Annotated in this window: 17 protein-coding genes and 1 pseudogene; 12 read left to right on the forward strand and 6 right to left on the reverse strand. The window is 68.6% G+C overall.

Annotation, left to right across the window (positions count from 1 at the left end):
• The 6 genes and pseudogenes from ALI144C_RS54265 to ALI144C_RS11710 form a co-directional block, all read left to right on the forward strand.
• Positions 1 to 152 (forward strand): annotated as a pseudogene (locus tag ALI144C_RS54265) (succinate--CoA ligase subunit alpha); the annotation flags it as partial.
• 452 nt (positions 153 to 604) lie between these two features.
• Positions 605 to 1,327, forward strand: a complete 723-nt coding sequence (locus tag ALI144C_RS11690) for a DUF5336 domain-containing protein (RefSeq protein ID WP_076987101.1) — start codon at positions 605 to 607, stop codon at positions 1,325 to 1,327.
• A 151-nt stretch (positions 1,328 to 1,478) separates the two neighbouring features.
• Entirely contained in the window at positions 1,479 to 2,816 is a 1,338-nt protein-coding gene (locus ALI144C_RS11695) for a cell division protein PerM (protein WP_083752957.1), read from the forward strand.
• Between the two features lie 86 nt (positions 2,817 to 2,902).
• On the forward strand, positions 2,903 to 3,490 hold the full coding sequence (gene purN / locus ALI144C_RS11700) for a phosphoribosylglycinamide formyltransferase (RefSeq protein ID WP_330359583.1): 588 nt from the start codon (positions 2,903 to 2,905) through the stop codon (positions 3,488 to 3,490).
• Entirely contained in the window at positions 3,487 to 5,052 is a 1,566-nt protein-coding gene (gene purH / locus ALI144C_RS11705) for a bifunctional phosphoribosylaminoimidazolecarboxamide formyltransferase/IMP cyclohydrolase (RefSeq protein WP_076987103.1), read from the forward strand. The genes purN and purH overlap by 4 nt, the downstream gene beginning before the upstream one ends.
• Before the next feature lie 41 nt (positions 5,053 to 5,093).
• Positions 5,094 to 5,546 (forward strand): phytase, encoded by a 453-nt coding sequence (locus tag ALI144C_RS11710; protein ID WP_083752958.1) that lies wholly within the window; start codon positions 5,094 to 5,096, stop codon positions 5,544 to 5,546.
• Positions 5,547 to 5,695: 149 nt separating this feature from the next.
• Here the strand turns inward: ALI144C_RS11710 and ALI144C_RS11715 are convergent, their stop codons facing one another.
• Complete coding sequence (locus tag ALI144C_RS11715; protein ID WP_076987105.1) at positions 5,696 to 6,472, reverse strand: putative hydro-lyase; 777 nt, start codon at positions 6,470 to 6,472, stop codon at positions 5,696 to 5,698.
• Entirely contained in the window at positions 6,469 to 7,722 is a 1,254-nt protein-coding gene (locus ALI144C_RS11720) for an MFS transporter (protein ID WP_076987106.1), read from the reverse strand. The genes ALI144C_RS11715 and ALI144C_RS11720 overlap by 4 nt, the downstream gene beginning before the upstream one ends.
• Positions 7,723 to 7,818: 96 nt before the next feature.
• On the opposite strand from ALI144C_RS11720, the gene ALI144C_RS11725 reads away from it, so the two are divergent.
• The 3 genes from ALI144C_RS11725 to ALI144C_RS11735 all read left to right on the forward strand — a co-directional run bounded on the left by ALI144C_RS11725 (position 7,819) and on the right by ALI144C_RS11735 (position 11,141).
• Complete coding sequence (locus ALI144C_RS11725; RefSeq protein ID WP_076987107.1) at positions 7,819 to 8,511, forward strand: GntR family transcriptional regulator; 693 nt, start codon at positions 7,819 to 7,821, stop codon at positions 8,509 to 8,511.
• Between the two features lie 112 nt (positions 8,512 to 8,623).
• Positions 8,624 to 9,379, forward strand: a complete 756-nt coding sequence (locus tag ALI144C_RS11730; RefSeq protein ID WP_143230593.1) for a hypothetical protein — start codon at positions 8,624 to 8,626, stop codon at positions 9,377 to 9,379.
• A gap of 211 nt (positions 9,380 to 9,590) precedes the next feature.
• Positions 9,591 to 11,141, forward strand: a complete 1,551-nt coding sequence (locus tag ALI144C_RS11735; protein WP_076987109.1) for a DNA polymerase Y family protein — start codon at positions 9,591 to 9,593, stop codon at positions 11,139 to 11,141.
• 227 nt (positions 11,142 to 11,368) lie between these two features.
• Here ALI144C_RS11735 and ALI144C_RS55405 read toward each other — a convergent pair whose 3' ends face one another.
• The gene (locus ALI144C_RS55405) at positions 11,369 to 11,542 is read right to left on the reverse strand and encodes a hypothetical protein (RefSeq protein ID WP_168211231.1); all 174 of its coding nucleotides are present in this window, start codon (positions 11,540 to 11,542) and stop codon (positions 11,369 to 11,371) included.
• Between the two features lie 555 nt (positions 11,543 to 12,097).
• Positions 12,098 to 12,847: a MerR family transcriptional regulator gene (locus ALI144C_RS11740; protein WP_076987110.1), complete on the reverse strand. Its 750-nt coding sequence runs from the start codon at positions 12,845 to 12,847 to the stop codon at positions 12,098 to 12,100.
• A 90-nt stretch (positions 12,848 to 12,937) separates the two neighbouring features.
• Here ALI144C_RS11740 and ALI144C_RS11745 point away from each other — a divergent pair, with 90 nt between their 5' ends.
• A complete protein-coding gene (locus ALI144C_RS11745; RefSeq protein WP_076987111.1) occupies positions 12,938 to 14,899 on the forward strand; it encodes a S9 family peptidase in 1,962 nt (653 codons plus the stop codon).
• Between the two features lie 186 nt (positions 14,900 to 15,085).
• Here the strand turns inward: ALI144C_RS11745 and ALI144C_RS11750 are convergent, their stop codons facing one another.
• On the reverse strand, positions 15,086 to 15,829 hold the full coding sequence (locus ALI144C_RS11750) for a hypothetical protein (protein ID WP_083752959.1): 744 nt from the start codon (positions 15,827 to 15,829) through the stop codon (positions 15,086 to 15,088).
• 108 nt (positions 15,830 to 15,937) lie between these two features.
• On the opposite strand from ALI144C_RS11750, the gene ALI144C_RS11760 reads away from it, so the two are divergent.
• On the forward strand, positions 15,938 to 19,243 hold the full coding sequence (locus ALI144C_RS11760; RefSeq protein WP_076987114.1) for an error-prone DNA polymerase: 3,306 nt from the start codon (positions 15,938 to 15,940) through the stop codon (positions 19,241 to 19,243).
• A gap of 97 nt (positions 19,244 to 19,340) precedes the next feature.
• A complete protein-coding gene (locus tag ALI144C_RS11765; RefSeq protein WP_237774105.1) occupies positions 19,341 to 19,793 on the forward strand; it encodes a universal stress protein in 453 nt (150 codons plus the stop codon).
• 95 nt (positions 19,794 to 19,888) lie between these two features.
• Here the strand turns inward: ALI144C_RS11765 and ALI144C_RS11770 are convergent, their stop codons facing one another.
• Positions 19,889 to 21,736 carry a TNT domain-containing protein gene (locus tag ALI144C_RS11770; RefSeq protein ID WP_076987116.1) on the reverse strand — a complete coding sequence of 616 codons (1,848 nt, stop codon included), beginning with the start codon at positions 21,734 to 21,736 and terminating at the stop codon, positions 19,889 to 19,891.
• Between the last annotated feature and the right edge of the window lie 88 nt (positions 21,737 to 21,824).

Here is a 21,824-nt window from a genome sequence, read left to right on the forward strand (position 1 = left end):
GCAAGACGATGGGCCACGCGGGCGCGATCGTCTCCGGTTCGGCGGGTACGGCGTCGGCGAAGAAGGAAGCCCTTGAGGCGGCGGGCGTGAAGGTCGGCAAGACGCCGAGCGAGACCGCGGCCCTGGCCAGGGCCATCGTCGAAGGCAAGTGACACACGCGGGTGACCCCGCTGTCCGGCACGGGCAGCGGGGTCACTGCTGTTTCGGTCCTTTGTGGAAGGACACGGCCCCGGCCGTCGAAACCGTCGAGCACTCAGCCGAACCATTCGGCTACTCGTTGTGCCGGAAAGATCGGCGAGATGAAAACGGCATCTCCCATGTCGGGACACGAGTCGGGCATGTGATCAAAACTTTGCCCGCGCGTCCGTTGCTTCTTTCCGGCAGTCGTCGCTGGTCAACAGCCTTGTGCCGGGCGGGGCCGCCCAGGTGCGGCGCACCGGGCTTCAGAGTCCCGCACTCACCTGACCGGGTGCTGGTGTAGCGTCCGGCCCTGCCAAGTGCAGCGTTCGGCCCATCCGGGGAACCAAGATGTGCCACGCTGCGTCAAAGGTGGAAAAATTTGTCCGAACTATCGCGGTGAGCACCAGCTGAGGAGAAGCACGCGATGACCTTCCCGAGCGGAGCGCCGGGCGGCTACCCGGGTCAAGGCCCGCACCAGCCCCCGCCCGGCCCAGCAGGTTACGGCCCCCCGCCCGGCCACGGGGGTGGCGGCCTCAAACTGGGCCTCCCGCAGATGCTCGCACTCGGTGCGGGCGGTCTGGGGCTGCTGAATCTCTTCCTCGGCTTCGCCCCCGTCGTCACCGGCGCCTCCTTCTACGAGGCGTTCTTCGGCTGGGTTCCGGCCCTGTTCGCGGCCGGTGGCCTTGCCGTGCTGCCGGTGATCCTGCCGGGCGGTGAGAAGAAGGCCGGCCTCCTGCCCGTCGTGCTGACCGTGTCGGTCATGTTGGCGTTCCTGTTCAGCGTGTTCTCCGCTCGCGGGGACATCGCCGCCGGCGGCATCATGATCCTGATCTTCGGCATCCTGCAGACCGGTGCCGCGGTCGCCGCCTTCCTCTTCGAGCAGGGCATCATCAAGCCCCCGGCGCCGAACCCGTACGGCGCGCCCGGTGGCTACCCGCAGCAGCCGCCTGGTGCGTACCCGCCCAGCGGTACCTTCCCGGCGCAGCAGCCGCCGGGTGGTGCGCAGGCGACCGCGCAGCAGTCGCAGCCTGGTCAGCAGCCGTTCGGCGGACCTGGCCAGCAGACGCAGTTCGCGCCGCAGCAGGGCCAGTTCGGCGCGCCCGGCACCCCGCCGGGTGGCTACCCGCAGCAGCCGCCGCAGCAGTAGACCTCTTCTCGACGGGCGGGCCGTGATCTTCACGGCCCGCCCGTCGTCTTGTGTAGACGCACTGTGACCAGGTGCGACATGGTTCACTTGATCGGTTGACGGGCGGCGTGCCTGCTGGCCTGGGCACCTTGCGTGGTGTCAGGGTGACTGTATGTCCCTGTCCCCACCCGACTTCGCGGAAGACGTGGACGAGCCGCTCACCAGTCGGGCCCGGGTGCTGTTCGTTGCCGGGATCGGCCCGTTGATCCTCGGCTACGCGGCCGTGGCCGGTCTGCTCGCGCTTGTCATCTCCGTCGCGACCAAGACAGACATCGCCACGTTGAGCGTGTTGTCAGCCGCTATGCCGAGTTGGCTGGCGGCGTACCAGACGCCGTTGTCGCTCGACGGGCACGCGTTGGGTGCGTTGCCCCTGCTGCCGACGTTGCTGGTCATGTTGTTGGTCGGCCGCGCGGTCACGAACGCGGCGGATCGGCTGGACTTGGAGTCCCCACGGGACGTTGTGCCGATCATCGCGACCGTCATGGCCACCCATGCCGTCACGGGTGTGGTTCTCGCCGGGGTGACGGGGACGGCGACGATACCCGCCGGGTTGCTTGTCCCTGCTGGTGTCGCAGGCCTTGCGGCGGTCATCGGTCTGGCCAGGCGCGGCTACTTCGACGAGGTTCTCGATCGTTGCGACGAGTTGGTGGTGCACGGGCTGCGTGCGGGCCTGATGGGCCTCGTGACCATGGTCGGGCTCGGTGCGGCGTTGTTCCTCTTGGGACTGTCCACGTCGTTCTCGACGGCCGCGTCGCTGTTCGCACCCGGGTTCGGCGACGGCTTGGGCATGTTCCTGATGTCGGTCGCGTACTTGCCCAACGCCGTCGTCGGTGGCGTCTCCTTCATCGCGGGCCCTGGTGTGACGATCGGCCAGTTGAACGTCGCGCCACTGCACTTCACGGGTGGTCCGTTGCCGAGTGTGCCGATTCTCGCCGCGTTGCCCGAGGGAGGCGGTCCGTGGTGGCCGATTCTCTTCCTGCTGCCGATGGCGGCGGGCGCGCTGGTCGGCTGGGTCCTGCGTGACGCGAGCGAAGACCCGATCGCCCGGCTGCGTGCTGTCGGCACGGCGGCTGTTGTCGTGGCAGGCGGTTGTGTCCTGCTGGGCGTCGGGGCAGGCGGACGGCTGGCCGACGGTGTGTTCGACCCGCTGAGCGTGCACCCGTGGAGCACGGGCCTGGCGATGCTGCTGTGGATCGCGTTGCCCGCCGCGACAGTCACCTGGTGGGCTGGTCCGCGGTTGGTGCTCGCTCCGGGGCGTGGGCTGCTGGACGATGCCGTCGAGGCCGAGGCAGTCCCCGAAGACGAAATCGAAGGCGAAACCGGCGAAGACGAAGACACGTCACAGGCCGAGCTCGAGGACGAGGAACCCACTGAGCAGGACGAGGACGAGCCGTCGCCCGGTGACGACGACGGCGACGAGCCGGACCTGCCCGAAGAGATCCAGAAGTGAGCACTTAGGCTGGCCGTAACCGACCAGGCCAGGAGATCACGCTGAGCGCCCACCCGCATTCGCTGCCCACCCCCGCCAAGGTCGTCGTGCTCGTCTCCGGATCGGGCACCCTCCTGCAGGCGCTGCTCGACGAGATCGGCGACGGGTCCGTCCCCGCCGTTGTCGTCGCGGTCGGTGCCGATCGCGCTGGTATCGAAGGCCTTGCGCGTGCCGAGCGCGCCGGAGTGCCCACGTTCGTCGAGCGGGTGCGTGACCACGCCGACCGCGCCGCGTGGGACGAGGCGCTCGCCAAGAAGGTCGCGTCGTACGAACCGGATCTGGTGATCTCGGCCGGGTTCATGAAGATCCTCGGCGAGGCGTTCCTGACCCGGTTCGCCGGGCGCGTGATCAACACGCATCCCGCGCTGCTGCCCGCTTTCCCCGGCGCGCACGCGGTCGAGGAAGCCGTCGGCTACGGCGTCAAAGTCACCGGCTGCACCGTGCACCTCGTGGACACGGGCGTGGACACCGGGCCGATCCTCGCCCAACAGGCGGTGCCGGTCGAGCCCGGTGACGATGTGGCCGGACTGCACGAACGGATCAAGACGGTGGAGCGGCGGCTGCTGGTCGACGTGCTCACGCGCCTGGTGCGCGAGGGATACACCGTGGATGGACGAAAGGTGAGCTTCCCGTGAACTCAGAGACACGCCCGGTTCGGCGCGCGCTGATCGGCGTCTCGGACAAGGCCGGTCTGCTGGAGCTGGCGACCGGGCTGCACGCGGCCGGCGTGGAGATCATCTCCACCGGTGGCACCGCGAAGGTGCTCGCCGACGCGGGCGTGCCCGTCACGCCGGTCGAGGAGGTCACCGGTTTCCCCGAGTCGCTCGACGGCCGGGTCAAGACGTTGCACCCGCGTGTGCACGCCGGCCTGCTGGCCGACATGCGCCGCCCTGAGCACGTGCAGCAGCTCGCCGATCTGGACATCAAGGCGTTCGACCTGCTCGTGGTGAACCTGTACCCGTTCGAGCGGACGGTCGCGTCCGGTGCGTCGCCGGACGAGTGCGTCGAGCAGATCGACATCGGCGGCCCGGCGATGCTGCGCGCGGCGGCCAAGAACCACGCTTCGGTCGCGGTCGTGATCGACCCGTCCCGCTACTCGTGGGTTCTCGAGAAGGTCAACGCGGGCGGATTCACGTTGGCGGACCGCAAGCAGCTGGCGCTGGAGACCTACCGGCACACCGCGTCCTACGACATCGCCGTGGCGTCCTGGATGGGCAGCGCGCTGTCGCCGGACGACGAAGGCAGCACCTTCCCCGGCTGGGTCGGCGCCAGCTGGAAGCGGTCGAACGTGTTGCGGTACGGCGAAAACCCGCACCAGGGCGCGGCACTGTACGTCTCCGGCCACGGCGGGGCGGGCCTTGCGACGGCAGAGCAGTTGCACGGCAAGGAGATGTCGTACAACAACTACGTCGACTCCGACGCCGCCTACCGTGCGGCATACGACCACGCTGAGCCGTGTGTCGCGATCATCAAGCACGCCAACCCGTGTGGCATCGCGGTATCCACTGTGGACATCGCGGAGGCGCACCGCAAGGCGCACGAGTGCGACCCGGTGAGCGCCTACGGCGGCGTGATCGCGACGAACCGCGAAGTCACGGTGGAGATGGCCGAGCAGGTCGCGGACATCTTCACCGAGGTGATCGTGGCGCCGTCGTACGCCGACGGAGCGGTGGACGTGTTGACGCGCAAGAAGAACATCCGAATCCTGGTCGCTCCCGAGCCGCAGCGCGGCGGTGCCGAACTGCGCCCGGTGTCCGGTGGTCTGCTCCTGCAGACCAAGGACACGCTGCAGGCAGACGGCGACGACCCGGCGAACTGGACGCTGGCGACCGGGTCCCCGGTCGACGACGAGACGCTGGCGGACTTGGCTTTCGCGTGGCGCGCGTGCCGTGCGGTGAAGTCCAACGCGATCCTGCTGGCGTCCGGCGGCGCGACCGTCGGCGTCGGGATGGGCCAGGTCAACCGGGTCGACTCCTGCCGACTGGCGGTGACCCGCGCCGGTGACAGGGCGAAGGGAGCCGTTGCGGCGTCCGACGCGTTCTTCCCGTTCCCCGACGGTCCGCAGGTGCTGATCGAGGGTGGCGTGAAGGCGATCGTGCAGCCCGGCGGTTCGATCCGTGACCAGGAGACCATCGCCGCGGCGGAAACCGCTGGTGTCGCGGTGTACCTGACCGGGACCCGCCACTTCGCCCACTGACGTTCGTCCGCCGTTCACAGTCGCCCGGCAGGATCCCGTGGATGCGAAGAGTCCTGCTCGTAGTGTTCATCGCGATCCTCGCCGGGCAACACCCCGCTGTGGCCACGGGGTACCCGCAGGTCGATGCCCGGGTGGAGACGCCCGGCCTGTTCGACGACGCTGAAGGCGGCAACGCCGACGCCGACGACCCCGCGATCTGGGTGAACGAACGCGACCCCAGCCGCAGCATCGTCTTCGCCACAGCGTCGAGCCAGGGAGACAACACGTTCGCGGCCTACGACCTGCCGGGAAGATACCGGACATCGTTCCAGGTCAAATACGGCAACGACCTGGTGCAGGAAAGCGACGGCGCAGCGGTGATCGATACAGGTCTCGGCCCGCGATCCCCCCATGGCCTGCTTGTGGTGCAGGACGGCGACAATTCCGGAGAACCGAGAGACAGCACCAACTTCAAGTTCGTCCGCTGGGACGACGTGTCCCATGCGATCCGGTGAAAACCGCCCAACGGCGGCCCCGGTCGACGAGCAGGCAGGCGCAGAGCAGCCAGCTTGCACGCCAGCGCAGAAGTGGGCGGCTTGCGCGCACGCCGCCTGCTCCGCACATTCCCGGCCGACTCTGTTCGTCGAACTCCTACTTCGCTTGGTCAGCAGTTGGCCATGATCCGGTACGTCTCGTCAGGCACATCCGTGACGAACATGTGCCCAGGCGAATGCGTTATCGCGAACGGCGGGCAAGACGTCATCAGTGCGGCTTGCGGAGTAACCCCGCAAGCCCAATACATCGGTACGTCACCATCTTCTGCGTCGACCGCGTCGCCGAAGTCCGGTGTGGACAGATCTTTGATGCCGAGTCCGCCCGGGTCTCCGATGTGCACCGGGGCGCCGTGCACGTCCGGCATCATGGCGCTGATCCTGCTCGCCTTCTCCACCATGTCCGCCGGGATCGGTCTCATCGACACCACGAGTGGTCCGCGAATGCGTCCCGCTGGTCGGCAGTCTCGGTCGGTGATGTACATCGACACGTTGCGGCCCTGTTCGATGTGCCTGAGTGGGATTCCGGCCGCGATCAGTCCGTGTTCGAACGTGAAGCTGCATCCGAGCAGGAACGCCACCAGGTCCGAGCGCCACATCCGCGTCACGTCTCGCACCTCGCACAGCAGCTCGCCGTTCTCCCACACGCGGTAGCTCGGTATGTCTGTACGCAGGTCGGCGTCGGGTGCCAGTGGTGTGCTTGTCACGCCTGGGTCTGTTACGTCGAGGATCGGGCAGGGCTTCCGGTTCCGTTGCGCGAAAAGGAGGAAGTCGTATGCCCAGTCGCGGGGCACCGCGATCAGGTTCGCCTGCGCGTAGCCTGGCGCCCAGCCGCTTGTCGGTGCTACTTTCCCTGCCCTGAAGGACTTCCTAGCCTCTTCCGGGGTCATGTCAGTTCCCTCCCCAAGGTTTCCGGCAGTCCGAGCAACGCCAGCACCGCTATGCCGTACGCGACCGCTCCGAACACCATTGCACCACCGACACCCCAACCGGTGGCCATGAAACCGACCAGCGTGGGGAACAGCGCGCCGACCGCGCGGCCGAAGTTGTACGTGAATCCCTGGCCTGTGCCGCGCAACGCGGTCGGGTACAGCTCCGCCAGGAATGACCCGAACCCGCTGAAGATCGCCGAGGCGCAGAAGCCGAGCGGGAAGCCCAGTATCAGGACCAGGGTGTTCGCGCCTTCCGGGATGTTGATGTACGCGATGATCAGCACCGCGGACAGCACCGCGAAGATCGTGAACGTCTTCTTGCGTCCCAGCCAGTCGGTCAGGTAGCCGCCGGTGACGTAGCCGAGGAACGCACCGGAGATCAGGAACGCCAGGTAGCCGCCGGTTCCGACGACAGTCAGTCCCCGTTCGGTCTTCAGGAACGTGGGCAGCCACGTCGCCAGCGTGTAGTAGCCGCCCTGCACGCCGGTCGCGAGCAGCGCGGCGAACAGCGTGGTCCGGGTGAACTCGCCTTTGAAGATCGCGGTGAAGGAACCGCGGTTCTTGCTTTCCTTGCGTTGTTGTTCGACGTGCGGTGCGTCGGTGACGTTGCGGCGGACGTACCAGATCAGCACCGCGGGCAACGCGCCTGTCCAGAACAGGATCCGCCATGCGATGTCGGGGTCGGCGAGGCTGAAGACCACCGTGTAGACGATCACCGACAGACCCCAGCCGACCGCCCACGCGCTCTGGATGAACGCGACCGCGCGGCCCCGGTACTCGGGTTTGGCGTACTCCGCGATCAGGATGGCGCCCGCCGCCCACTCGCCGCCGAAGCCGAGGCCCTGGAACGCGCGCAGGACGAGCAAAGTCTCGTAGTTCGAGGCGAACCCGCACGCCACGGTGAAGACCGCGTACGTGATCACCGTGACGACCAGCGTCCGGACGCGGCCGATCCGGTCGGCCAGAACCCCCGCGATCGCGCCGCCGATCGCGGACACCACCAGCGTGACCGTGGTGAGCAGGCCCGCTTCCGCCTTGGTCAGGCTGAAGTACGCCGTGATGGCCACCATGCTGAGCGGCAGCACTTGGAAGTCGTACGAGTCGAGGCCGTATCCGCCGAACGCGCCGACGAACGCGCGCCGTCCGCGCGCGCCGAGCGACCTGAACCACTCGAACGGCCTGGATTTGCCCTGGGTTGTCGTGCTCATGGCACCTCCCGAGGATGCTGTTCGCAGGTGTGTTGGCCCAGCAGTGTGTTGACTGTAAGGATCGTTCAACAATCCTTCAAGAGGTAAGCTGGACGAATGTCGGCCGAGACGTCAGGACTGATCGCCGACCGGGCGCTGCTCGGCCGGACAAGCACTGCCGAGCGGGTAGCCGACGTCCTGCGGACGCGGATCAGCGAAGGCTTCTTCTCGCCGGGCACGCGCCTGGCCGAAGACGCGATCGCCGGTGCGCTTGCCGTGTCCCGCAACACTTTGCGCGAGGCCTTCCGGTTGCTGACGCACGAGCGCCTGCTGACGCACGAGCTCAACCGCGGCGTGTTCGTCCGTGTGCTCACGACCGACGACGTGATCGACATCTACCGCGTCCGCAAGCTGGTCGAATGCGCTGCGGTTCGTGACCTGACCGAGCCGCCAACTGGCCTGGATTCGTTGCTCGCGGCGGTTTCCGATGGCGCCGCGGCGGCCGAGCAGGCCGATTGGCGCGGTCTCGGCACCGCCAACATCCGGTTCCACCAGGTGATCGCCTCGTTCACGGGCAGCCATCGGGTGGACGAGTTGATGCGCGGCATCCTCGCGGAGTTGCGTCTGGTGTTCTACGTGATGCAGGACCCGCGCTGGTTCCACGAGCCCTATCTGGTGCGCAACGGCGAGATCGCCGCGCGCCTGCAAGAGGGGGACGGAGCCGGTGCGGCGACGATGCTGGCTGTCTACCTTGACGACGCCGAACACCAGTTGGTCGGCGCGTACGCGAACCACAACCCGGCAGAGTGACCCGCCTTGCGGCCCCTCTCGGCGGCCCGCTAAGCTAACCTCAGCGCTCGAACACATGTTCGAGACGCGCCGGCTCCCCACGGCGGTCGTTCGGTGTGCGGGAGGTGTTCCGGTGTCGGGGTCAGCAGTGACGAGAGCGGCGTCGCTGATGTCCGGGGCCATGCCCGACGGGGTGGGAGTGGCCAGCGGCCTGACCCTGACATCGGTCGACCGGGAACGGGTGCTGCCGGTGAGTCAAGCACTGGCTGGCCTCTTCCCGTGGGGTGGCTTGCGGCGTGGCAGCACGGTGGCGGTACGCGGGTCCGTCACAGTGCTGCTCGCGCTGCTTGCCGAAGCCACGGCCAGTGGGTCGTGGGCCGGGGTGGTAGGCATGCCGCGACTGGGGGTCGTCGCCGCGGCGGAACTCGGTGTCGCTGTGTCCCGATTGGCCTTGGTGCCAAGGCCGGGGCCCGATCTTCCCGCCGTGGCCGGGGCATTGCTCGACGGGATGGACATCGTGGTGATCGCGGCGGCCGGGCGGTTGCAGGAGTCGCATGCTCGCCGGTTGTCCGCGCGGGCCCGTCATCGGGGCGCGGTCCTCGTCCCGTTCGGCCCGTGGCCCGGAGCGGACCTGGAACTCACGCACGTCCGCAGCCACTGGGCCGGGCTGGCGAAAGGCTACGGCCACTTCCACAGCCGTGAGCTCACCATTGCCGCTCGGGGCAGGGGTTCCGCGGCGCGGCCGACCACGGCAACGGTTTTCGTGAGCCGGGACGGCATGGCGGCCACGCCGACGCCGTTGCCTTCCGACGGTGTCTGGCCGCCTGAGACCGGGCCGGTGCCGGTCGAGCCGTCCATGGTGGAAAACGTCACGCGTCTGCGTGCCTGATCCTCTGTGCCCGGCAGGACCGGTCGGGAATCGAGAAGCACCAGGCACCGCGCCGGGTTCAACGTGACTGCCGGTCGTGTCTCCGATGTTTGATGTTGTTGCGGCGCAAAGGAACCGCTGATATGTCCGCTCGGAGCTCCTAAGTAGACAAAGATCACATCTACTCGATCGAGTGATTGACCCGCCGATAAACGGAACCTATGTTCGAATCATGAGAACGGCGGTGATCTGGTGCCCGGACTGGCCGGTGGTGGCGGCCGCTTCGAGTGCCGGGCTGCCCGTGACGATCCCCATGGCGGTGGTGGCGGCCAACCGGGTGGTCGCCAGCTCGGCTGTGGCCAGGGCCGAGGGCATCCGGCGGGGCATGCGCCGCCGGGAGGCCCAGGGGCGTTGTCCCGAGTTGGTCGTGTTCGACGACGACCCGGTCAGGGACGCGCGGCTGTTCGAGGCGGTCGCGGCGGCGGTGGAGGAGCTGGCCGTCGGCGTCGAGATCGTCCGACCGGGGTTGGTGGCCGTGCCCGCGCGGGGGCCGGCCGGCTACTTCGGCGGTGAGGAGGCGGCGGCCGAGCGGCTGATCGATCAGGTCGCCGACCGGGTCGGGGTGGAGTGTCAGGTCGGTGTGGCCGACGGCCTGTTCGCCGCCACCCTGGCCGCGCACCGCGGGGTGCTGGTGGAACCGGGGGCCAGCGCGGGGTTCCTGGCGCCATTGGCCGTCAACGAGTTGGCGCAACCAGGCGGTCCGGAGCGCACAGAGCTGATCGACCTGTTGCGCCGCCTGGGTTTGCGGACTCTCGGCGCGTTCGCCGGGATCACCGAGCGCGATGTGGCCACCCGGTTCGACGCGGACGCGATCCGAGCCCACCGCCTGGCCAGAGGCCTGGACGAACGTCCGCCGTCCAGGCGCAGGCCACCGCCGGACCTCGCGATCAGCGAGGAGCTCGACCCACCGGTCGACCGGGTGGACGCGGCTGCCTTCGTGGCCAAATCCCTCGCGGACCGATTACACGCGGGCCTGGCCGCACACGGCCTTGCCTGCACCCGCTTGGGCATCTACGCGCGCAGTGAGCGGGAGGAGGAGCTGGGCCGCGTCTGGCGGTGCGCGGAACCGTTGACACCCAACGGAATCGCCGACCGAGTGCGATGGCAACTGGATGGTTGGTTGCGAACCGGCGGACCAACCGCCGGGATCAGGACACTGTGGCTCGAACCTGAGGAGGTAGTCGAAGGCAAAGCACTACAACTGGATCTATGGCGAGGCGAAGGGCACGCCGAAGCCGGGGAGAAAGCCGGACGGGCCATGGTCCGCGTCCAAGGCCTCCTGGGCCCGGAATCCGTGTACACGCCAGTACTGGGCGGTGGCCGCGACCCCGCCGAGCGCGTGCGGCTGGTGCCGTGGGGCGAGGAGCTCACCCCGGCGGCAGACCCGGACCTCCCCTGGCCAGGGCAGCTCCCCGCGCCATCACCGGCGGTGGTGTTCCCCGACCCGGTCCCCGTGACCGTCGTCGACAAGACCGGCGAGCCCGTCCGAGTGACGGACCGCGACCTGCTCACAGCAGACCCCGCAACGGTAGGCGTCAACGGCGCCCCACCCCGCCCGGTGACCGGCTGGGCAGGCCCATGGCCGGCCAACGAACGCTGGTGGGCAAAGGAAACCCGCTGCCAAGCCCGAATCCAGGTCCTCATCGGCACCGAACCGGCCCAAGCCGCCCTCCTCCTCGCCTACCACGAGGGAGCATGGACAGCACACGCCCACTACGACTGAACAAGCCATTCGCAACAGCTCCCGCAGTGGCCTCTGTAGCCGGTGCTGAAGTCGTCGATGCCCAGCCCAACGCCCATCTCCCTGATAGGCGGAATCCATGGCCGCGATGAACACCGTGGCAGCGCTACAAGCGCGTGCACACAACAAGCTCAAACTATGTACGGGCCGCCGTTGGGGCCCGTCAGGCAACAATCCCGACGTGCCCCACGGAGCACTGGGGGCGGCTCCTACGGCGGCCTGCGGGTGCGCTTGCTGCTGAGCAGTTCGAGAACACGGATCGCATGCCTGCGCCCTTTCTCGTCCGCCCGCAGCGACCAGACGATGACCACGAAAAGGGCCACGTACCGGAGCGCCACCGCTGCACCGACAACACTGCTGACGAGCACAACATCACCAATCAAGGCGGCGCTCCTCTCCGCGCTGCCAACCGATCGAATGATCGGAAGTCCTGTAGAACGCACCCCCACGCGCGATCAACAGGACTCTGGCTGGTCAGAGAGAACAGTCAGCTATGCAGTTGGTGCAACTAGGTCGAGCCTAGATCGTGCGGACCTGCTCGACAATGAGTATCGCCCGTTCGCCGTACGCCAGTTGGAGTCCGCTCACGCTGGTCTGCCCTGTCGGAGGCGATGTCGACGAGTACGGCGGTTGCGGAAGTTCGTGGTCGTGGGTGTCCAGGAACACCCGGTGTGCGCACCACAGTGATCAACCGGGCTTCTGTGCGGTGTCACCCTGGTCCTGGGCAGGTACCTCGCTGTCCGAGTCGTTGACGTATCGTGGTACGGGCTGACAGTTCGGGCATCCGCGACAGCCATGACCGGACACCGAGAACCCGCACCGGGGGTGGCGTTCCGGCTCACTCGTCTTCGTCATCCTCTCACGCTCCTCCTTGTCTACATCGGACAGTTTGGGCGGCGAGAAGATCCCCCGATAGTGGTGCTGATGATCTTTGTCGGTCAGGGCTGGTGGGCCCGCACAGTCCGGATGAACCACGTCAACGCGGGCGTGACCGGTTCCGGTCGGTCCCAGCCGTTGATGATCGCCAGCAGTTCCATGTAACGGTCCCGCCTCTCGTCGGCGGCGGGTTCCACCTCGGCCACGCGGTCGGCTGGGACGATGCTTGTGGCGAGCGCGTAGGCCTCCGGAGACGCCGGATCGAGCGACAGGTCGGCGTTGTCCCGGATCAGCGCGACGGCGTTCGGTTCGAGCGGGTGGTCCGCGTAGCGCTCGGCCATCCGGCGCATGGCCGCCTGGAAGTCCTTGTCCCGCGCGAGTTCGGTCAGCTCTAGCCAGGCTTCCAGCTGGCTGGCCGACGGGGTCGCGGGCAGGTGGGGTGTCATGTTCTGCGCGATTCCCGGCCGCAGCCCCAGCCGGGACGGCAGATCCGGCTCCCCAGCCAGTGCTTTCAGCGCCGCGTGCTGCTCCCGCAGTGCGCGGATCCGGGCTTCGACGGTGTTGGCGTGGTCTGCCGCTGCTTCGGCCACTGCGATCTCCTTGTCGAGGATTTCACGGACAGTGCGCAGGTCGATGCCCAGCGACCGCAGCACGCGGACGAGTTCCAGCCTGGCACCGGCCTCGGCCGAGTACTGCCGGTGACCAGCCGGGCTGCGGCCGGTCGGCGGGACGATGTCCTGGTTCGCGTAGAACCGGATGGCTTTCACCGTCAGTCCGGTCCGTTTGGCCAGTTCGCCGATCGTGTAGCGCACGTCGTCACTCTGCGAGCTCCCCACGGGGGAGACTCAAGCACAATTTCAATTAACAAAGCTGGACGTGCCATACGGTGGTAAGACCACGTTATGATCCGCAGCCCCTTCGATGACCTCGCCGACTACGTCAAACTGCCGCGCAACGGCTCGCCACGGCTGTCGCCGGATGGCCGCAGACTCGTCTACACGGTTGCCGTGCCCGACGAGAAGAAGAACCGGTACGTCACCTCCTTGTGGGAGGTCGACTCCGGTGGTGAACACCCGGCCAGGCGGCTCACCTGGGGCGCCGAAGGCGAGGCAAACCCCGCGTGGACGCCGGACGGTGACCTTCTGTTCACCGCCAAGCGGCCGAGTGACCAGGACAAGGCCGCGCTGTGGCTGCTGCCGTCCGGCGGCGGGGAGGCGCGGCAGGTCGTGGCGCCGTCCGGCGGCATCGACGATGTCCGGGTCAGCGACAGCGGCACGGTCGTGATCTGCTCGCCGCTGCTGCCGTCCGCCACGGATCCCGAGCACGACAAGGAACTCCGTGAGCTGCGGGACGATGCCGGGATCACGGCCATCCTGCACGAGGAGTACCCGATCCGGTACTGGGACCGGCACATCGGACCGGACCGGCGTCGGCTGCTTGTCGTCGAGGACAACGGGTTGCGGGACCTGACCGGGCACGTCGGCCGTGCGCTGGACAGCAACGAGACCGGTTGGGACATCTCGGCTGACGGTTCGACGGTCGTCGCGGGCTGGCTTGTCGCGGAGGCCACCGGTCACCAGCGCAGCACTCTCGTCGCCATCGACGTCGCCACCGGTGACCGCCGGGTGCTGGCCGACAATCCGGACTACGAGTACGTTTCGCCCGCGATCTCCCCGGATGGCACGCACGTCGCGGTGGTGATCCTGCGGCGCTCCGCTCCCGATGAGGTCTTCGACCGCTGGCTCGCCGTCATTCCGCTCGGTGGTGGCGATATGCGGCCGCTCGCCGGGGAATGGGACCGCTGGCCACGGGATCCGCTGTGGACGACGGATGGCCGGTCCCTCGTCGTCGTCGCGGACGACAACGGCCGGGCGCCGCTGTGGCGCGTCGACGTCGAGACCGGTGAGCCGACGAGGTTGACGCCGGACGACGGGGCATACACCGACTTCCAGGTCTCCCGGGACGGGCAGTGGGTCTACGCGTTGCGTTCGGCCGTGGACAGCCCGCCGTCGCCGGTCAGGATCGCGCTGGACAGGTCCACAGTGGAGCGTCTGGCGGAACCGGATTACGAGGTTCCGGGACGACTCGAGGAAGTCACCACCACAGCGGCTGACGGGACCACTGTGCGTGCGTGGATCGCGTTGCCGCAGTCGACGGAACCCGCTCCGCTGCTGCTGTGGATCCACGGCGGCCCGTACATGACGTGGAACGCGTGGACGTGGCGCTGGAACCCGTGGCTCGCGGTCGCACGCGGGTACGCCGTGCTGCTGCCCGACCCCGCGTTGTCGTCGGGTTACGGGACGGAGTTCATCCGCCGGGGCTGGGCGAACTGGGGTGGTGCGCCGTTCACGGACCTGATGTCGATCACCGACGAGGCGCTGGAACGGCCGGATGTCGACGCGAGCCGGACCGCCGCCTTGGGCGGGTCGTTCGGCGGTTACATGGCCAACTGGGTGGCCGGGCACACCGACCGGTTCGACGCGATCGTCACCCACGCCTCGCTGTGGGCGATGGACCAGATGCTCTCGACCACCGACATGGCGTTCGACTTCACGCGGGAGATGACCGATGCGGACGCCGAAGCCAATTCACCGCACCGGTCGGCCGACGCCATCAGCACGCCGATGCTGGTGATCCACGGCGACAAGGACTACCGCGTGCCGATCGGGGAGAGCCTGCGGCTGTGGTGGGACCTGTCGTCGCGGGCAAAGGCCGACAGCCCGCACAAGTTCCTCTACTTCCCCGACGAGAACCACTGGATCCTCAAACCGAATCACACGATGGTGTGGTACTCGACTGTCTTCGCGTTCCTGGCCCAGCACGTGCTCGGGCAGCCGTGGCAGCGCCCGGAAAACCTGGGCTGACCAGCGTGAACACCCGGAGGGGCCCTCGTGCGCCGCACGAGGGCCCCTCGACTTGACCAAGGTGACCCGTAGGGACATACTCGAACACATGTTCGAGCACTTCTCTTCGTTGTACCGGTCGGACCGGGACATGGCCCAGGACCTCCTCACCGAGTTGATCCCGAGGCAGCGTCCGCCGATGGAGGATCAGCCGCCGAAGTTCTGGGGTCCGGGCGGCGGTGGGTATCCGGGTCCTGCCGACGCGGACTTGAAGTAGGCGTTCGAGTCCTGCTGGAACAGGAAGAACAGCGTCGCGCCCAGCGCGGCGACCTGGACCAGCGAGAAGATCAGCAGCACCGCGCCGAAGCCGCCGCCGACGGTGAACAGCAGGCCGAGGCTGAACAGGCCGATCAGCCCGAGCAGCGCGCCCAGCCCGCTGAGCACGGCCAGCACGATCCGGGCCCACTCCGCGCCGTTGCGCATCATCACCGAGATGACGAACAGGCCCGCGCAGATCAGCAGGCCGAAGACCGTGGCACCGCCGTTGTAGAACCCGCCGAAATAGCTGGAGAACATGATCGCGTAGACGATGTAGTACAGCGCGCTGATCAAGGCAGCCCCTGCGGACAGCAGGAAAGCCCAGATCACGCTCTTGGGCACGGGCAGCGTCGGCCGGTTGCCGCCGGTGCCCCAGTTCGCGCCGATCCCGGTGAACTTCATCGCGAAGCCGGGGACATCGGGGGTCTTGGGGTGCGCGCCACCACCGGCATGGTGGTTGCCGTAAGGCTGCTGGGGCTGGCCGTAAGGCGGTTGTGGCTGACCGTACGGCGGCTGCTGGTCGTATGGCTGTTGGCCGCCACCTTGCGGCTGGCCTTGTCCGGACGGCCCCTGACCATACGGGGAGCCGCCGGGTTGGCCCGGCTGGTACGGGCCCTGCGGGTGCTGAGTCACGGCTGGACGGTAAACGCGTGACGCTGTGGGAAAAAGGGTTTCGGGTCCCGATTGGACCAAAGTCTGCCCGGTCGGGCAGTGTGGCCCGGTAACCGGAAGTGGAGCGACATGGGGTGGAACAACCCGCCGGTCCGCTGGACGGAACTGGAACGAGCCTTGTCCGGCAAGCCTTTCCAGAACGGCGACGGCGGTGACAGTCCAGCGTGGACCCATCACCGCGAACCGTACACCCGGCCACCGGGCATCGGCCTGCCCGGTGCGACCGACCACCCCGGCGAGGAACGGGTGCCGTACGCCGAACTGCACTGCCACTCCAACTTCAGCTTCCTCGACGGCGCCAGCCACCCGGAGGAGCTGGTGGAGGCGGCGGCGCTGCGGGGCCTCGACGCGATCGCGATCACCGACCACGACGGCATGTACGGCGTGGTCCGGTTCGCCGAGGCGGCAAAGGAACTCGGTGTGCGCACGGTGTTCGGCACCGAGCTGAGCATCGGCTTGCCCGCGCCGCAGACCGGCGTGCCCGACCCGGTCGGCGAGCACCTGTTGCTGCTGGCCCGCGGGCTGGACGGGTACACCCGGCTGTGCCGGGCGATCAGCGCAGGGCAGCTCGCCGGTGCCGAGAAGGGCCGTCCGGTGTACGACCTCGCGCAGGTGGTCGACGTGACCAAAGGTCATTGTGTCGCACTCACCGGCTGCCGCAAGGGTCCTGTGCGCCGCGCGCTGGACGCCGGTGGACCGTCGGCGGCGGCCGAACGGCTCGGTCAACTCGTCGACATGTTCGGCAAGGACAGCGTCGTCGTCGAACTGACCGACCACGGCATGCCGGGGGACAGCTTCCGCAACGACGTGCTGTCCGGGATGGCGGCCGAGTTCGGGCTGCCGACGATCGCGACCAACGCGGTGCACTACGCGCAGCCCGACCGTGCCCGTCTGGCGGCTGCCATGGCCGCCGTGCGGTCGCGCAAAAGCCTGGACGAGATGGCCGGTTGGCTACCGCCCGCGACCGCGTACCTGCGGTCAGGGGCCGAGATGCTCGAACGGTTCGAGCCGCGTTACCCCGGCGCCGTGCAGCGGGCCGCGGTGCTCGGCGTCGAGCTCTCGTTCGATCTGCGTCTGGTGGCGCCGAAACTGCCGCCGTTCGACGTACCGCCGGGGCACACGGAGGACTCGTACCTGCGGTACCTGACGTACAAGGGCGCGGCAGGCCGCTACGGCCCGCCGGACGGCAACGCCAGGGCGTACGAGCAGATCGAGCACGAGCTGCGTGTGATCGAGGAACTCGGGTTCCCCGGTTACTTCCTGGTGGTGTGGGACATCGCCCGGTTCTGCCGGGAGAACGACATCCTGTGCCAGGGCCGTGGTTCCGCCGCGAACTCGGCGGTCTGCTACGCGCTCGGCATCACCGGAGTCGACGCGGTCGCGCACGACCTGCTGTTCGAACGTTTCCTCGCGCCTGCCCGTGACGGTCCACCGGACATCGACCTCGACATCGAGTCCGACCGCCGCGAGGAGGCGATCCAGTACGTCTACCAGAAGCACGACCGCTGGTGTGCGGCGCAGGTCGCGAACGTGATCACGTACCGCGCCAAGTCGTCGGTCCGGGACATGGCGCGTGCGCTCGGGTACTCGCCCGGCCAACAGGACGCGTGGAGCAAACAGATCGACCGCTGGGGCCCGGTCCGCGACACGGTCGGCGAGAACGACCACGACATCCCCGGTGTCGTGCTCGACCTGGCCGGTCAGATCGAGGGGTTCCCGAGGCACCTCGGCATCCACTCCGGTGGCATGGTGATCTGCGACCGGCCGGTCGGCGAGGTGTGCCCGATCGAGTGGGCGCGGATGGCCGACCGCTCGATCCTGCAGTGGGACAAGGACGACTGCGCCGCGATCGGGCTGGTCAAGTTCGACCTGCTCGGCCTCGGCATGCTCTCCGCGCTGCACTACGCGATCGACCTGGTGCGCGAGCACGAGGACATCGACGTGGACATCGCCAACCTCGACCTGAACGACCGGAACATCTACGACATGTTGTGCGAAGCCGACTCCATCGGCGTCTTCCAGGTGGAGAGCCGCGCGCAGATGGCCACGCTGCCCCGGCTGAGGCCGGAGAAGTTCTACGACCTCGTGGTGGAGGTGGCACTGATCCGGCCCGGTCCGATCCAGGGCGGGTCGGTCCACCCGTACATCCGCAGGAAGAACAAGAAGGAGGACGTCACCTACGACCACCCGCTGCTGGAACGCGCGCTGGAGAAAACCCTTGGTGTGCCGTTGTTCCAGGAGCAGCTGATGCAGATAGCCGTGGACGTCGGCGGTTTCGACGCGGCCGAGGCGGACGAGCTGCGCAGGGCGATGGGCGCGAAGAGGTCGACCCGCCGGATGGAACGCCTGCGTGAGCGGTTCCACGAAGGCGCTGCGGCCAAAGGGATCACCGGTGAGCTGGCCGAGCGGATCTACTCGAAACTGCTGGCGTTCGCCAACTTCGGTTTTCCCGAGAGCCACGCGTTGAGCTTCGCGCACCTGGTTTTCGCCAGCTCCTACTTCAAGTACTACCACCCCGCCGCGTTCTGCGCCGCGTTGTTGCGCGCCCAGCCAATGGGTTTCTACTCGCCGCAGTCCCTGGTCGCCGACGCGCGCAGACACGGCGTAGAGGTGCGCGGGCCGGACATCAACGCCAGCCTCCCGCACGCGACGCTGGAGCGCACCGACGCGAAACCCGCTGTCCGGCTGGGAATCGGCGCGATCCGTACGATCGGCCAGAAGCCCGCGGCCGCGATCGTCGCCGAACGGCAGGCGAACGGCCCCTTCAAGAGCATGACCGACCTGGCCCGGCGGGTTCAGCTGACCACCGCACAGGTCGAGGCGCTGTCCACGGCGGGTGCCTTCGGCTGCTTCGGGGTCAGCAGGCGAGCGGCGCTGTGGTCGGCCGGTGCCGTGGCGGGCGACCGGCCGGACCGGTTGCCGGGAACGACGGCGAGCGCCGCCGCGCCGACCCTGCCGGGGATGGACGCGGTCGAGCTCGCGGTGGCCGACGTATGGGCGAACGGCCTGTCACCGGACAGCTTCCCGACCCAGTTCGTCCGCGACCACCTCACCGGGCTCGGCGCGTTGCCTGTGGCAGAGCTCTCGGCTGTGAAGTCGGGAACCCGGATCCTCATCGGCGGCGCCGTCACCCATCGCCAGCGGCCGGCGACCGCGGGCGGGGTGACGTTCCTGAACATCGAGGACGAGACCGGAATGGTGAACGTGGTGTGCTCACCAGGTTTGTGGGCACGCTACCGCCGGGTCGCCCGAGGCAGCGCGGCCATGCTGGTGCGTGGAATCGTCGAGAACGCCGAAGGTGTGATCAGCCTGCAGGCCGATCGCTTGCAGAACCTGGACTTGCGCATCCCGTCGAAGTCCCGCGACTTCCGGTGACCCGGATCGAACGGGCCGCCGCAGGCCACCCCGCCGGAGGGGCGAAGTTGCGCACGCCGGACAGCCAGATCACCGGATAGTCCCTTACGATCCCGGTGTGTCCGAGGGCGCGGCCGATTTCGAGATCGGTAAGGACGGCTTGACCGTGATCATCGTGGGCGTCGACGGCAGCCCACCATCTCTGCACGCCGCCGCGTGGGCCGGTGGTCTCGCCCGCCGGGAACGGGCGCGGCTCGTCCTGGTCTACGTCGAACCGATCGCCAGCCCGGCGTACTGGACGGCGATGGGCATGGCCGGTGCCACCGAGGCCGCGTCGGCGTTCGTCGACGAGATCCGCCAGGAGGCCGCGGCGTACCTCGACCACGCCGGGATCGCGTGGGAGCTCGTGCACCACCGGGGTGATCCGGCGCACGGCCTGGAAGCCATCGCCGAGGAGCGGCGTGCCGACTGCATCGTGGTCGGCCGGTCGCGGCACGGCGGCGGCCTGGTCGGCTCCGTGCCGAAGATGCTCGTCAAGGGCGCGAAACGACCGGTCGTGGTCGTCCCCTGAGCCTCGACCCGTGCAACCCTCGACCCGTGCAACCAATGTGGCCTTCGTTGCGTTTCGCGCAACGAAGGCCACATTGGTTGCCAACAACAGCGGTGTCAGGCGAGCGGTGGGCGTTCCCTGCCGGGGACCTCGACGAGGTAGCCGTCCTCGATCAGGTCCTCGACCGCGTGCGGCAGCAGGAACGCCGTGCCGCCACCCGGCTGCTCGAACCACGGGATGGCCACCCCGGTCAGCGCCTCGAACGGCTGCTGCACGCGGTAGACGCGGTAGTCCCGGTTCACCCAGTCCGGTACGAGCGACCGCAGCGGGAACGGCGTGCCGACGGCGTACGTCAGGTTGCCGTCGCCCTCGCCGAACCGGTCGATCTCGGTGCCGGGGTGCAGCTCGATCATCCGCTTGCCGCGGAACAGCGTCAGCGGTGGTTCGCCGTACAGCGGCTGGATCGGCCAGTCCTGCGCGCGGGGCTCGGATGCCGCGCTGCCAGCCGTGTTGACCCCACCGCCACCACCGTTGTTCCGGTTCGGTGCGGGCAGCAACGCCGTCGAGTTGCCGACCTCCGGCGCGGGTGCGCTGGGCACGGACACAGGCTCACGTGCGTCCGTGTCCTCCAAGTCGGACAGCGGTGGCAACGACAGGAGCGTCCGGTCCAGGTCGTCGTTCTCCAGCACGGGAGGCGCTGGTGACGGCGGAGGCGGTTGTGGGGGCGGCGCCGTGGCGACCGGCGGCGGTTCCGGCAGCGCGGGCCGTGGCCCGTCCAGCAACACCTTGCCGAGCAGGAACGCTGTGGCGTCCGCCACGTCGTCGAAGTCCGACGGCGCGACGTACTGGTCCCGTTCGAACCAGCCGACCCGCCAGCCCTCGTCCACCCGCTCCAGCGTCCAGGTCCGCTCGACCGGCGGGCCGATCCGGTACGCCGACTCCGGTACACCCAGATCCGCGAACTTGGCCCTGACCTGGGTCAGCGCGGGTCCCGGCTGAGGTGGCGCGGGCACCGCGGGAACAGGCGGCGGCGCGGGCGCGGCCGCGGGCATCGGCGGCGGGGGTGGCGGTGCCACCGGACGTCCCGGAGGCGGTGGCGGGGCACCCCGGTTGACGAACGCGGCCGCTTCCGCGACCGTCGGCTCGTCCACCACCGGCAGCTCGAAACCCTGCCTGCGGATGTGCGCGACCAGGTCCGGCTCGGGGCTCACGCCGTAGGTGCGCAAGTAGTAGTTCACCGACGCGGGCCAGATCCACGTGCCGTCCGTGTGGAACGCGATCGGCACCGAGTTGCGGCCCTCGGGGTCGAGCCGGTCGACGTCGTAGCCGCGGCCCGGCATCGCGAACTCGGCCTCTTCCAGGTAGGCCAGCATCGCTTCGGTGTCCAGCTCGTCGACCGGTGGGCGGTTGACGATCGGACGGCCCTGCGGGCCCATCCCGTCGAAGGTCCTCGCCACCCGGAACCGCGGCCGTTCGAAACCACCCGGAGGGGTGGGCGGCTGCGGCGCCATCGGCGGCGGTGGGGGCGGAGGCGGCGCGGCGAGACGCCTGGCCAGCCACTCCGGGATGTTCTCGTCCTCACGGGGGAACATCTGCAGCTCATCGGGGTACGCCGGGGGCGGCGGCGGGTTGTCCCACTGCGGCTCGTCGCGGTCGTACTCGAGGTTGTAGCTCGACGGTCGGTCCAGCTGGTAGCGCGCGTTGAACCAGGTCCCGCGGCCGTCGCGGTACATGCCCGCGCGCAGCCGCGCGAACAACGCCGCCATGTCCGGCGACACCGTCCACGCCCTCGGGTCCTCGTTCTCGCAAGTCAGCTCGGCCGTCATCTCGTTGTAGCGGCCGACCGCCCGGTAGTGCACGACGACCTGCTGCCATTCGGGCGGCGCCGCCCGCAGCAATGCCAAGCCGATCTGCTTGACCAGGGTGTCCTGCTCGGTCGGATCCAGCTGGGTCGGTTGCGTCACGTCGCCATCCTCCCTTTTGCGACCACGTTCGGCACACGCGGCATTCGCCATGTACCCAACCCGGCCCCGTGACCACCTTGAGAGTAAT

Origin of the sequence: Actinosynnema sp. ALI-1.44, from assembly GCF_001984155.1 — a bacterium.
Classification (GTDB): domain Bacteria; phylum Actinomycetota; class Actinomycetes; order Mycobacteriales; family Pseudonocardiaceae; genus Kibdelosporangium.